Raw genomic sequence first — 13086 nt, 5'->3', positions numbered from 1 at the left:
GATGGCATGATGCATATCGGATATAACATAAATCACCCCGGCTGAACCTTGGATAAGGATTGGCCGGGGTGATTTTTTGGTCTGCCTTTATTGGCTATGAAGCTCAGAGTGAATATGGAACAGCCTGTCCACATGCACAACTTGAAGTGAGATGTTGATTTGTAGTCAACGATTATTTCTTAGCTTGCCGAAGCAGCGGAGCTGCCTTTGTACTTGTCAAAAAATTGTCTGTAATCATCCAGCGTATAACCGTTGTCACTACCATTCTCCTGAAGTCCGCCAACCATGCGATCCTTCTCTACGCCATCTTGATAATAAACCAGCGTAGGTGTAAATTCGATATTATAATCTGTCCAGCCTGAATCGAACTCACGCAGATTGAATTGTGGCAGCTCAATACCTACTTCGTCTACCAGCGGCATCAATTGTGGTGTCGTTGCCCGGCAATGTGAGCAGTCGGAGGCAAAGAAATAAACGAAAAAGCTTTCCTTATTGTCAATTTTGGATTTGAGATCATCCGGCAGAATAATCTGTTGGTAGTTAGGATCATCGAGCAATTCGCGTGTAGCTGGGTTAAGCTTGGAAGCTGCAATACCATAAGCGTTCTCCACAGCGTCCATTTGTTTCTTGGATTGTTGGTTTACTACGACAAGCGCTGCGATTAGGACCACGAATATACCCAGGAAAATCAGGATTGAGGCACTCTTCTTTTTCTTCGATTTCATTGGACATCCCCCATCGATCATATCAAAATATAGTTTTGGCAAAAATAAAGGTTGGGATAATATACATAAACACCCGTTTTTTGCACGAGAATCAACCTACTTGTCATTATACAACATTACACGCTGTAGTGGAATATGCAGTGAATCAATAGGAAAGCTACACCGGGATATGATAACATAGAACAATATGCATTTTAACAGGACAGGATGAGTGAATATGGCTGTACAGCTACCTTCAATCTTCGCCGAGCGCATGAAAAGCTTGCTCGGAGATGAGTTTGAACAATTTATGAAATCATATGAACAGTCTCCACATGCGGGACTTCGAGTGAATACGTTAAAAATATCCATGGAGCAATTTGATGAATTGGCTCCTTTTGATTTGCGGCCCATTCCGTGGTGCGGGACGGGCTTTTATGTGCCGCATGGCGTGAAACCAGGCCTACATCCGTACTATCATGCAGGGCTATATTACATTCAGGAACCAAGCGCGATGGCTCCGGTGGAGCTGCTTGACGTTCAGCCAGGGGATCATGTACTGGATTTGTGTGCAGCACCCGGCGGTAAATCTACCCAGATCGCAGCAAAGCTGCAGGGTAAGGGTGTGCTGGTGACCAATGATATTCATTCCGAACGGACCAAAGCACTTGCCAAAAACGTAGAGTTGTACGGTGTGCGAAATGCTGTTGTCCTGAATGAGTCGCCGGAACGGATTGCCGGTGCATTTCCGCATTATTTTAATAAGGTACTCATTGATGCTCCTTGTTCAGGAGAGGGAATGTTCCGGAAAGATGAAGACATGGTGAAGTCATGGGAGCATCATTCGGTAGAGAAGTGTGTGCTAATGCAGCGGGATATTCTGGAGACAGCTGCGAAGCTGCTCGCTCCGGGAGGAACGATCGTATATTCCACGTGTACGTTTGCGCCGGAGGAAAATGAAGCCATGATCGCCGAATTTCTGAATCTCAATCCAGACTTCACTGTTCATGATATTCCGGGAACAGCCGGATTCGCTCCGGGAAGACCGGATTGGGTACGCCAGATGCTGCCTGAAACGGCAGAAAAAACAGGTGCTGTACTGGATCAAACACGTGGTACAGCGAGATTGTGGCCTCACTTGTTGGAGGGCGAAGGGCATTATGTAGCTGTTTTGCAGCATCGTCCTGAGACTTCTGCAGAGCGGATCAGCAGCGTTGAGGATGAGAAGGAGACTGTACCCAAGATCTCCGAGGATCAAGGAATTGCTGTAACTCAGCCGTTCAGCAAAGCGGACCGAAAACGCGAACGATTGATGAGAACTGAATCGAGAGAACGGAATGAAAAACCAGCTCGAGGCGGAAAAAATGAGGGAAAAGCGGGAAGAAACAACGAGCGTGATGCGCGTAAGTCCAATCGTGGAAAAGGTCGAGGAACTGATCAGGTGCACATTGACCCGGGGACTGTGTATCAACAATTTATAGAAGAGCATCTGGAACTCGAACTCCCTGGGGAAACAGTATTTTACGGTGACCGTGTATATCAATCGTCTGTTGGCGCATCGCGTCTGGAAGGGCTCAAAGTGATCCGGCCCGGATGGTTTATGGGTACCGTAAAGAACGGAAGGTTTGTTCCGTCTCATCCACTGGCTTGTGCGTTGAACAGTTCTGAGGCGAAAAGGGTTATAAACCTGGCTTCTGCAAGTGGAGAAGCGGTAAGGTACCTGAAGGGCGAAACGCTGAATATCGAAGAAGCGCGCCTGGAGTGCAAGCCTGGATCAGCTGCCAAAGGTTATACGCTGGTATGCGTCGATGGATATGCTCTTGGTTGGGGCAAATGGCTGGATGGCGTGCTGAAAAATGAGTACCCGGCTGGCTGGAGGTGGACATCGGTATGAGTGACAAAGGAAAGAAAACACAGCGTCTTGACAAAATACTAAGTCACATGGGTGTAGGTACCCGGAGTGAACTCAAAAAAATGGTAAAGCAGGGCAGAATTTTTGTCGATGGCCAAGCTGTGAAGGATAGTGGTATGCAGGTGAATCCAGAGACCAATGTCATTGAAGCTGATGGAGAGCGTATCGTATACCGTGAAACGATTTATTTAATGCTGCATAAACCTCCGGGTGTTGTGTCGGCAACGGAAGACGCCAGGGATAAAACGGTTCTGGATCTCCTCCGCAAAGAGGACAGGGTATTTGATCCGTTCCCGGTAGGGCGGCTGGATAAAGATACAGAAGGATTGCTCATTCTGACGAATGACGGTCCGCTTGCGCATGATCTGTTATCTCCACGTAAGCATGTACCGAAAACATACGAAGCCCGTGTACTGGGGAAAGTGGATGACGAGGATGTTCAACGCTTCAAGTCCGGCATACAGCTGGATGACGGTTATGAAGCCATGCCAGCCGAATTGACTGTGCTTCATCATGAGGAGACGGAGGAGGGAGTGATCTCTTCGATCTCTCTCATTATTCACGAGGGCAAATTCCATCAGGTGAAACGGATGTTCCAGGCTGTAGGCAAACGAGTGGTTTATCTGAAAAGGGTAGCCATGGGCGACCTTCAGCTGGATAAGGAGCTTCCGATCGGCAGATACCGTGAACTAACCGCAGACGAGCTGGCCTGTCTGCGTAAGTAAAGCTCCCGTCCTTCGCGGAGCGGAGCAGGGAGCTCTGGGCAGAGGGCGAAGCCCTGCCCACAGCGCCACAGGCGCAAGCTCCCGTCCTTCGCGGAGCGGAGCAGGGAGCCCGGGCAGAGGGCGGAGCGCTGCCCAGCAAGCCACAGGCGCAAGCTCCCGCCCTTCGCGAAGCGGAGCAGGGAGCCTGGGCAGAGGGCGAAGCGCTGCCCTCAAGCGCCACAGGCGCAAGCTCCCGTCCTTCGCGAAGCGGAGCAGGGAGCCCGGGCAGAGGGCGAAGCCCTGCCCTCAGCGCCGCAGGCGCAAGCTCCCGTCCTTCGCGGAGCGGAGCAGGGAGCCTGGGCAGAGGGCGAAGCGCTGCCCGAAATGGTCGCACTTAAGCTTGGCCTGGATTTCGCGATAAGCGGAGATCCAGGCAGACAAGCGCTCCCACACCCACCGTCACATAGCAAGACCCGACACATCGCCGGTCAACAGACGGGAGTCCAGAGGGCAGAGCCCTCTGGGGCCCTACCTCGGAAGGGAGGGTTTGGGAGGGTGCGATTACTTAAACAGTTGAGGAGTGAAGACCCGATGACAATCAAATTAATTGCGCTTGACGTAGATGGCACGCTGCTTAATGATCATCATGAGCTTACCGAATGGACCCAAGAGATTCTGATCCGTGCTTCCCGGCAGGGAGCCGAGATCGTTCTGTGTTCGGGCAGAGGCCCGGCCAACACCATTCCTTTTATGAAGCGAATGGGGCTTGACGGATATGTGATTACACATAACGGAGCCGTGACGGCCGAAGTGGAGAGCCGTGAAATTGTGCACAGATTTGCCATGGATGGTCAGGGATTGGAGCCCTTTGTCACATATTGCCGTACAAACGGTGTGCATTTTGACATCAACACGGCATTTGGATTATATGTGGATCAGCCGGAAGGATTGGAATTACAGGTTCGGGAGATGTACAACAACTTCATGATGGAGCCCTTAAAGCTTCCGCAGTGGGCAGACCTGTCAGAACCGCTTGCCAAATTCACCGCGTTTGGGCCCATAGAGCAGATGGACAAGGTTCAGCAGGAATGGGGAACTTGGAATTTGCCTTACTACATGACTCGCAGCGGAGACTTTTTCATTGATCTGATGCACCCGCAAGCCTCCAAGGGAGCGGCGCTGAAGAGACTGGCTGAATCCAAAGGTATTGTACCTTCAGAAATTTTGGCAATCGGCAATTACTACAATGATATCACGATGCTGACTTATGCAGGCATAGGGATTGCCATGGACAACTCGCCGGAAGAGGTGAAGGCTGCTGCGGATGAAGTGACACTCTCTAACAACGAGCAGGGTGTTGCGCATGCTGTCCAAAAACACGTCCTAGCTGTCTAATAACAACCACATTTTTCATTTTCAAAGGCTCCTGCTTCATAATCTACTGGCCTCATGGGTAACCTATGAGAATACCATTAGAAATGGAGGAGGACAGGCACATGAAACAGAAAGTGGAGCTGATTCCGGATCTGCGTACATCAGGTGGTGAAGTGCTCGATATAATGGTGAATGATCAATACGCGGGTTCACTTCTGCTGGTATATAGGGAAGGAGACCGTTTGTCTGGCAGTCTTCAGATGGAACGGGAATTGGTTTCAGCGGATGAGGAAAAGCACATCATTGATCAGGTTCATGCATATATCCGGTCCCTTACGGATGCAGTGGAGGCGATCTATTATGAAGTGCTGGTCAGCTGTGGCACATTGCATTCGGTTCTGCAAAACCTGGAATTTGATCCAGAGCGTGAGTCGGATGATATGCATTACGAGGCTGATGAATACTTGGATGACCTGGATGTGGATGACTCTCGCGTAATTCCGGATACAGCAGATGAAGCTTTTACATATGAAGATCGGGAACATGTGCTGGAAATGGAGCTTGTAACCGCCGGACGAAGTATATCGACCTATGTGTTTAACGATGCTGACGGGACTGAGCTGGCAGAAGCTTCATTGAAACAATATGGGGCCGACATTCAAGGCGAGATACACTGGTATGACGTGCCTCTCGAGAGCCAGCTTGATGCTGCGGCAGAGCTGCTCGTAAGAGAACTCGACGAAGAAGTGATCGACACGATTACTCTTCGCATGTGGCATCAGGGGACTGAGCTGGAGTCCATGGAGTGGGTACACCGCGACTTTGTGGATGACTCGGAGGAAGAGGAGTTTACCGAATACGAGGATTGGGATGATTCTGAAGACGAGATAGACGAAGCAGAGGATTCCTGTTATGTCATGTTGGTGCGCAAGGACCGTGAATTCAGGGTCTATGAGCTATTTCTGCAAGAACGTGGCGGATTACCTGTGGGGACAGCAACCATTGATACATCTCATGCCGACCTGACGGGCTATATGGATTATCAGGTACCCGGAACCAGTGCACAGCGGCGGGATCTGGTTGAGGTGCTGCTTCAGGAACTGGACAAGGACCTTGAATTCGACACATTGCACCTTACCATGCTGTACCGGAACCAGATTATAGATGAAGCGAAGATCGACGGGTAAGAGGCTTATGCCTTTTACCTTTTTTGATTTGTTTTGACGAAAAATTCATTTCCGGGTATAGTTCCAATAGTTCTAAAGAGATCTGGAATTGGAGGAGAACCATGAAGCACTCATTTTCAATCATTACAGAATATATTAACGATGATTTTAGAGCAATGCAGGCTCAGCCGGAAGACACGGAAGATGTACTATCCTTGCTTAGGGAGACAGCTGAATGGTTACGCAGCCAGGGATCTTCCCAGTGGAGTGCGCTTTTGAAAGGTGAAGATTCCCACGATACAGCAGGGGCCATTCGTCGCGGTGATGTGTTTGTGTTCAAGAAAGAAGGCGATGTGGCAGGCATGGTTATTCTGATGCAGCAGCCAAGTGCTTGGGATTCCGAGCTATGGGGACCGCAAGCGCATCAAGCGGATGGCGCCGTTTATTTGCATCGTTTGGCCATTCGGAGAAAGTACGCCCGTACCGGACTGGGTCGGGACATTTTGGGTTGGTCCAGCAGTGGAATCCAATTTGACAACAAACACGTCATGCGATTGGATTGTGTGGGTGACAATGAGAGGCTGAATGAATTTTACCCTCGGAACGGATATACCTTTGTGGGGAAAATGAATGGGTATAGTACGTTTGAGAAGCCACTTCAATCCTAAATGAAATTTAAAAAAATAGGTCATTTCATTTCATCAACCTGTTAACTCAACTCCATTAATGAACGGAAAATAAAGCCGGGAGCACTAATGCTCACCGGCTTTGAGTCGTGATAGGGTTAGTCTACTGCATGCGTCTAAGGCCTTTAGGCAAACGGTTTTTTAACTGTCCTGCACTGGCTTTTCCCCACCCCAGTGGAAGCCCGTTGAACGTCACAAGCGTCCATCCGGTAATTCCGCTTTCGGCAGGAAGGCTCTCACCGCGAAGATATGCCGCCACTTGGCTGGTCTCTGCATCTAGTGCTGCATGCTGCATGTTGACAGCCTCCAGTTGTCCCAGAGCCAGCGCGAGTGCATGAGCAGGCTCGAAGCGCCCTTTTTTCCAGTCACCGACATGAAGCCCTGGACGGGGCAGCTTCAATCCGTTTAAACGATCATCGGTCAGCAGCTGTGCAGCACGCTCTGGCAATACATATAAAGCTTCACCAAAAAGCAGAGGTCTGCCAGTTCCGTTAGCTACCGTGTCTGTATGGTCAGAACTCCAGGCCAGATAAGCATTCCACGCGGATTCTACTTCTTTGGATGCTGTCGTTTGACGTGGATTCCTGCCTCTTTTATCTTTGCGTTTGCGAGGTTGTTCTTCCTGTTCTTGGGATGCATAAGCTTGGGATTCTGCTTTGGTCACTACAGCTACAAAGTGTCCCTCGCCCTGGGCCAGGTGAGGCCAGATTCGTTCAGTCCGTACCAGAGTCAGATCTGGATAAGTGGTAACAAAACGTTCCATCATGCCTTCATTCTCTTCGCGATTGAAGGTGCAAGTGGAATAAGCCAAAGTCCCGCCCGGTTTAAGCATGATATAGGCATCCTGCAAAATGTCCCATTGTCTGTTCACACACAGTGTGACCAGATCATCGCTCCACTCGGTGACCGCATCCGGATCTTTGCGGAACATACCTTCGCCAGAGCAAGGGGCATCCAGCATAATCCGGTCAAAGGCTGCAGGAAAGCGCGCCGACAATTCTCCGGGTGCTGCACTTGTAACAACAACGGAAGAGAGTCCCATTCGTTCCACGTTCTCTGCCAAGATTTTGGCTCTGGCCGGATGAATTTCATTGGAAACGAGCAGCCCCTGGTCTTCCATGAGTGAGGCAATGTGGGTTGTTTTGCCGCCTGGTGCAGCCGCGAGATCCAAGATGATCTCACCCGGTTGTGGGTTCAGCATCTCCACCGCCGACATCGCAGAGGGCTCCTGAATATAGTACAGTCCTGCAGCATGATACACATGTTTGCCAGGACGCTCATTCGATTGATAGTAGTATCCCGTCTCGCACCAGGGAACCTTGGTCAGGTTAAACTGCTCTATCACCTGCTTTTTGAGCTCTGGTGTAGCTTTAAGGGAGTTAAAACGCAACCCCTGTACACGAGGCTGATCGTAGCTGTCAATAAATGCTTCTGCTTCTGAGCCGAGCATTTCCCGAATATAATGTATATACGACTCAGGGAGTGAAGGCTTGCTCATGTCTTGTTGCTCTCCTTTTCATTAGCTTGTCCGCATGACCCTTCCGGATAACCCTCAGGGTCTGCAAGCTGCAACGTTGTTGTTAAAATGGTGAGGAATAAACAGTTATTTCTTTACTGAAACATACGTTCTAATATATCATGATTGAAGATGTACTGAAAGACTGAAGCTAGAAAGGGGGAAACTAACGGTGAAATTGCTGCAGGCGCTTTTCTTTCCTCCGGAGCAGCCCGGAGGTGTATCCTCTATGATTCCGTATATGCAGGAGAGGTTTACTTCCCCGAGGTGGGAGATGGACTTGTTTTCGCTGCCGAAGCGAATTCGCAACAAGGGCAGGGAGGACGTGCAGTTCGAAACGTTCGATTGGACCAAGTATCAGGAAAGTCCTGTCGTTCAAAAATATATGCAGACTTACCGTGATTATTTATGGTGGACGAAGCTGCGGATCCAGAAGCCTTATGATTTGATTCACGCTCACCATCCCATTGCGGGTCTTGCCATGAAAACTGTATTTCCCGATACACCGCTTATTCAAACCATTCACTCCAGTTATGAGCGTGAGTTGATTCTGAATGGAAGAATCGAGCCAGACGGTCTGGATCATCAGTTTTTGATTGCCATTTACGGCGAGCTGGAGCATCAGGCAGAGCGGTTGTTAACCGTCTCCGAATCATTTCGGCAGTATTTAACTCCTTATGTGAAGCAGCCTGACGTCATTGGCATTATTCCGAACGGATTTGATGAGAAACGTTTTAAACCCATTCCTCATGATAATGCGATCCCGCAGCTGGTTACGGTATGCCGGCTTGTCCCGGCCAAAGGACTGGATATTTTGTTCAAAGCCTGCGCGGAACTCAAAGGTCGAGGACATGACTATGTTTTACATATTATCGGGGATGGTCCGATTCGACCTGATTTGGAAGAACTGGCTCAGCGTTTGGGTATCTATAACGAGACTATTTTTTATGGATACACCCTGCATCCGGAAGAGTTCATGCCATTTTTCGATATATTTGTACTTCCTTCCAGGGCAGAGGCGTTTGGTTCCGTGTTTGCCGAGGCAGCGCTGAGTTGTCTTGCACTTATAGGTACGGATGTGGGCGGAATTCCTGAACAGATCGAGAACGGCAGCAACGGGCTGCTCGTTCCCCCTGAGGATCCCTCGGCACTTGCTGAGGCGTTGGAGAAAGTTATGCTGGATCCTTCGTATCGTTACGAACTTGCACGCTCGGCGTGTGAGAAGGCCAAAACGCACTATTCTTTGGGCCGATCGGTTAATGAACTGAAAAAGTTGTACCTGCAATTCGCGAGCAAAGCCTAGATTCATTTTTGAGAATAAAATAAACAGAAGAAGCCGCTGTGAGAACAGCGGCTTTTTGCTTGAGAGAATATGGTATTAAAATATAATACATTTTGGCACGCAGTATAACTTACAAGTTTTTATGTCTCGTGCGAAAGCTTCCCCAACGGTCGATCACCAATTTTCCGGCCCAGACTAGGGCAAGGCTGCCGAAGATTGGATAGAGAATGGATAGAAGAGAACTGAATCCAAACTGGCTGAGTGAGTAGCACAGCATCATAATGGTTAATGTAATTAATCTAGGGGGGACTTGTAAGTGCTGACCAAGCTGAAGAGTCATACCATAGATATCTGCGACGAATGTTGTGAATATTTCCATGAAGATCAGAGTTACATACACAGACTGCACAGCCCATCCAAGTTGGAAGGCGATGCTCCCCATCGGAATTTCGAACTGCATGATACCTGGCATCTGGGCTGACATGGCGAAATGGGCGGCTAACAGCATGAAGCCTACGCCGATTCCGCCGATTACACCGCCCCATTTCAGGACATTACGATCACGGATCTGATTGCCTACCGGCACCAGAACAGCTTGGGCCAGTACCAGATTGAAAGATGAATACAGTAGTGGAGACAGCCACACCTTTATAGGATTGGTATCTGTAGTCAGCGTAACGAACCGTAAGGCACCGGGATGGTGTATGGTGCTTGTAATCATGAGAATGGACAACAGGAGCATCATCGGTACCACAATGCTATTCATTTGCAATATGGCTTTGATGCCTCGTCCAAGAAGCAGGTACGTTCCCACTATCGTAATAATCAAGCCAGTCTGGTAATTCAGTCCAAGATGCTCCACGAAGACAGAGCCTGCTCCGGCGAGCATTACACTGTTTACACCAATAAGTATCAGAAGCGTTATCCAGGTAATCCACTTTCCAGCCTTATGGCCGAATAGGTGCTTGTTCAGGTCCTCGTAAGAGCGGGAGCCGGTATCATGGGCGATGAGCATCATTTTGGTGCCCAGCCAGACAAATAGTATGGTCGATAAGCCAATGGTGATGGTGGCCCATTTGCCATACTGGGTAAAAAACTGCAATATTTCCTGCCCTGTCGCGAAGCCTGCTCCTACAACCGTTCCGATGTATGTAAATGCGATCTGCAGCACCCGGAATGCCTGTTTCATGCGTTTCCCCTCTCAGGCCCCATTATAGTTTGGACATGCGGGTACCATGGTACAAGGTATGCTTGACCCTGGTAACTCATGACAATTGTAAGAAGCTTTGCGTCCCCAGAATCGTCCAATGATGGAGGAAAGCCCGATTTCGCTTGAACTGACAGCCTCATCTATGATACTTTTACCTCATAGGATAGGCTTGGGAGGTCGAATGATGGAAGTATTAAAACAACGAATATTACAAGAAGGCGTAGTCATCTCGGATCAGGTGCTGAAGCTGGACGGATTATTGAATCATCAGATTGATCCTGCACTGACAATGGAGATGGGCCGCGAGTTTGCCGCTCGCTTTCGTGAAAGTGGAGTGACACGGGTCATAACGGTTGAGTCTTCAGGGATCCCGGTTGCTTTTGCCGCAGCTCACGAACTTGGGGTGCCGCTCGTATTTGCCCGTCGAAAAAAGACACTTCTGGCAGATCCCGATGCCTACTGTGAACGCGTTCCTTCCTTTACCAAAGGGATCGTAACCGATATTATGGTATCCCGCGAATATATTCATGAGAACGACCGTATTTTGTTTATAGACGATATTATCGCCAACGGAGATGCAGCTCGCGGTGTCATTAAAATCATTGAACGTTCAGGGGCGGAGCTCGTCGGATTCGGTGTCGTGGTCGAGAAATGTTTTCAGGCCGGTGCACGTACGATCCGTGAGCAGGGCATTCCGGTGGAAGCCTTGGTGCGCATTCGTTCACTGAATGATGGAACCGTGCAATTCGACGATAACCAAATGTGACAGTTTAAAGGAAAAAGCCTATTTTTTGAACAATGCCTTTGCATGACCGCGGATTTCATTTATAATGGGGTTATGTTAGGGAGAGGAGGCAACACCATGGGGAACCAACCGGCATCAGAACAATTTTTTATTGAAAAGCTGGCGGAGTCGAAAGTTCATTTTGAACGTGCCCTGGATTGTAAACATACGGAATTTGATGACCTTTATCCCTATATGATTGAACATCCTCAATTTTTCTGGTACAAACGCTATGTTGCCTGGTCAGAGTTGCTGACCATTGTAGGCTTGTGTGAAGAGTTGTCCTTCGCTTGGAAAGAACAATTTACACCACATCAAGTGGAGTACCTTGAAGAACGTGTGATGTCCGCCAAAGTGCTTGATTTTTGGTTCGAGAAGAACGACAGCAAAGAGCACGCGCAGCGGTAACTTTCAGTCGGGATATTTTTCGAATGACATAACAGTCCAATACAGTCACGTGAGACCTAAATGACTCTTCATTTAGGTCTCTTTTTGTAAATTATTTTGGAACATAGGAGCCATAGACATGATTAGTGATGCAGAATTGGATGCACTGCGCTTATCGGGTGAAAAAGTAAGAGTGGTACGGGATGGTTTGGAGTCCAACGATGTAACAGGGATTGTCGTTGCATGGGATGGGGAACAGGTGCTTATCCGTCGCCAGAACAGACGTGTGGTCAAGCTGGACCGCAGCTATCGCTATCAGCTCTTTAGCGAACCGCGCCAAAGCCCGGCTGATGAATAGAGCCGCTCTGGAGACGGATGCATGGAATTACCATGGATGCTTTGGCATAATTCCGCCACTCGGGAGAGAAGATAGGTACAGCGAGAATTCGTAAACTTATCAGCCGAGAGGATGTGCGGGTAGCCATGACATTGATGAATGATAAGGTACATGCCTACAAGGATCAGATTGGAGAATTAAGCGATGTATTGCCTGGCGTAGTCAAAGCGTATCACGAATTTACGGGTGAATGCTTTCAGTCAGGTGCCATTGATGCCAAAACCAAGCAGCTGATTGCCCTCGGCATCGGATTGTTTGCCAATAACGAAGTATGTACGTTTTACCACGTAGAAGAGGCACGTGCGAAGGGTGCAACCGATCAGGAGATTATGGAGACGGTTGCGGTAGCCGGAGCGGTAGGCGGCGGTCACGCGCTGTCTCAAGGCGCAATGCGTGTGCAAAAGGCATTGCACTAAGGTTTCTCCTGCAAGTGTGTCTGAATAACTAGACAGCAAAACAGGCTCTGGAATGATCCAGAGCCTGTTTCTTGTCCAACTTATATTTTTCCAAGCATCTTGTTATACATAAACTGTCCGGTCACCCGGCGCGCTGTTACATAGCGGTCACTGAAATAGGGATTCGACATTTTGGTGATGCTGACACCTTTACTGCTGGAAGCATGAGCGAATTGTCCGCCCCCGATGTATACGCCTGTATGAGAAATGCCGCTGCCTGAAGTGTTGAAGAATACCAGATCACCTGTGCGGATATTGGCTTTGGATACCGGAGTACCCGCCTTGGCTTGCTGCTGTGAAGTACGTGGCAATTCAATGCTATATTTTTGGAAGATATATCTCATAAATCCAGAGCAATCAAACCCGGCCAGCGTCGTGCCGCCCCACTTGTAAGGAATTCCAGTCATGTTGTTAACGACGGTGTTGATACTGCTCGCCTCAGTGCTTGCTGCACCAGATGTGAATAGAACGGCTGCGCCAAAAATAGAAATGATCAGTTTTTTCAAAAT

Annotated in this window: 15 protein-coding genes; 10 read left to right on the top strand and 5 right to left on the bottom strand. The window is 48.9% G+C overall.

Features of this window, described 5'->3' with window-relative positions:
• Window positions 1-179: 179 nt before the first annotated feature.
• Complete coding sequence (locus tag PIL01S_RS04460) at window positions 180-725, bottom strand: thioredoxin family protein (protein ID WP_095287999.1); 546 nt, start codon at window positions 723-725, stop codon at window positions 180-182.
• Window positions 726-942: 217 nt separating this feature from the next.
• Here PIL01S_RS04460 and PIL01S_RS04455 point away from each other — a divergent pair, with 217 nt between their 5' ends.
• Window positions 943-2598 (top strand): RsmB/NOP family class I SAM-dependent RNA methyltransferase, encoded by a 1656-nt coding sequence (locus tag PIL01S_RS04455; protein ID WP_127536433.1) that lies wholly within the window; start codon window positions 943-945, stop codon window positions 2596-2598.
• Window positions 2595-3341, top strand: a complete 747-nt coding sequence (locus PIL01S_RS04450; RefSeq protein WP_127536432.1) for a pseudouridine synthase — start codon at window positions 2595-2597, stop codon at window positions 3339-3341. Before PIL01S_RS04455 ends, PIL01S_RS04450 begins: the two co-directional genes overlap by 4 nt.
• On the opposite strand, the gene PIL01S_RS04445 is transcribed toward PIL01S_RS04450, so the two are convergent.
• A complete protein-coding gene (locus PIL01S_RS04445; RefSeq protein ID WP_127536431.1) occupies window positions 3306-3569 on the bottom strand; it encodes a hypothetical protein in 264 nt (87 codons plus the stop codon). The genes PIL01S_RS04450 and PIL01S_RS04445 overlap by 36 nt on opposite strands.
• Window positions 3570-3911: 342 nt before the next feature.
• Here PIL01S_RS04445 and PIL01S_RS04440 point away from each other — a divergent pair, with 342 nt between their 5' ends.
• From PIL01S_RS04440 to PIL01S_RS04430, 3 genes are all read left to right on the top strand, one after another.
• Complete coding sequence (locus PIL01S_RS04440) at window positions 3912-4715, top strand: Cof-type HAD-IIB family hydrolase (RefSeq protein ID WP_127536430.1); 804 nt, start codon at window positions 3912-3914, stop codon at window positions 4713-4715.
• 101 nt (window positions 4716-4816) lie between these two features.
• Window positions 4817-5881, top strand: coding sequence for a hypothetical protein (locus PIL01S_RS04435; RefSeq protein WP_127536429.1), 1065 nt, complete (start codon window positions 4817-4819; stop codon window positions 5879-5881).
• Window positions 5882-5982: 101 nt separating this feature from the next.
• Window positions 5983-6528, top strand: a complete 546-nt coding sequence (locus PIL01S_RS04430; RefSeq protein ID WP_127536428.1) for a GNAT family N-acetyltransferase — start codon at window positions 5983-5985, stop codon at window positions 6526-6528.
• Between the two features lie 121 nt (window positions 6529-6649).
• Here PIL01S_RS04430 and PIL01S_RS04425 read toward each other — a convergent pair whose 3' ends face one another.
• Complete coding sequence (locus tag PIL01S_RS04425; RefSeq protein WP_127536427.1) at window positions 6650-8044, bottom strand: RsmB/NOP family class I SAM-dependent RNA methyltransferase; 1395 nt, start codon at window positions 8042-8044, stop codon at window positions 6650-6652.
• Window positions 8045-8234: 190 nt separating this feature from the next.
• Between PIL01S_RS04425 and PIL01S_RS04420 the strand changes: the two genes are divergently transcribed.
• A complete protein-coding gene (locus PIL01S_RS04420; RefSeq protein WP_127536426.1) occupies window positions 8235-9365 on the top strand; it encodes a glycosyltransferase family 4 protein in 1131 nt (376 codons plus the stop codon).
• 109 nt (window positions 9366-9474) lie between these two features.
• On the opposite strand, the gene PIL01S_RS04415 is transcribed toward PIL01S_RS04420, so the two are convergent.
• A complete protein-coding gene (locus tag PIL01S_RS04415; RefSeq protein ID WP_127536425.1) occupies window positions 9475-10533 on the bottom strand; it encodes a YkvI family membrane protein in 1059 nt (352 codons plus the stop codon).
• 205 nt (window positions 10534-10738) lie between these two features.
• Here PIL01S_RS04415 and PIL01S_RS04410 point away from each other — a divergent pair, with 205 nt between their 5' ends.
• The 4 genes from PIL01S_RS04410 to PIL01S_RS04395 all read left to right on the top strand — a co-directional run bounded on the left by PIL01S_RS04410 (window position 10739) and on the right by PIL01S_RS04395 (window position 12538).
• Complete coding sequence (locus tag PIL01S_RS04410) at window positions 10739-11320, top strand: xanthine phosphoribosyltransferase (RefSeq protein WP_095358832.1); 582 nt, start codon at window positions 10739-10741, stop codon at window positions 11318-11320.
• Window positions 11321-11416: 96 nt separating this feature from the next.
• The gene (locus tag PIL01S_RS04405) at window positions 11417-11746 is read left to right on the top strand and encodes a hypothetical protein (RefSeq protein WP_095287969.1); all 330 of its coding nucleotides are present in this window, start codon (window positions 11417-11419) and stop codon (window positions 11744-11746) included.
• Between the two features lie 118 nt (window positions 11747-11864).
• Window positions 11865-12083, top strand: coding sequence for a hypothetical protein (locus tag PIL01S_RS04400; protein WP_095287968.1), 219 nt, complete (start codon window positions 11865-11867; stop codon window positions 12081-12083).
• 125 nt (window positions 12084-12208) lie between these two features.
• Complete coding sequence (locus PIL01S_RS04395; RefSeq protein WP_095358830.1) at window positions 12209-12538, top strand: carboxymuconolactone decarboxylase family protein; 330 nt, start codon at window positions 12209-12211, stop codon at window positions 12536-12538.
• Window positions 12539-12618: 80 nt separating this feature from the next.
• Here PIL01S_RS04395 and PIL01S_RS04390 read toward each other — a convergent pair whose 3' ends face one another.
• The gene (locus PIL01S_RS04390) at window positions 12619-13083 is read right to left on the bottom strand and encodes a C40 family peptidase (RefSeq protein WP_127536424.1); all 465 of its coding nucleotides are present in this window, start codon (window positions 13081-13083) and stop codon (window positions 12619-12621) included.
• Window positions 13084-13086 lie beyond the last annotated feature (3 nt).

It is taken from the genome of Paenibacillus illinoisensis NBRC 15959, assembly GCF_004000925.1.
In the GTDB taxonomy this organism is placed as follows: domain Bacteria; phylum Bacillota; class Bacilli; order Paenibacillales; family Paenibacillaceae; genus Paenibacillus; species Paenibacillus illinoisensis.
This window is presented reverse-complemented; position numbering and strand designations above follow the sequence as displayed.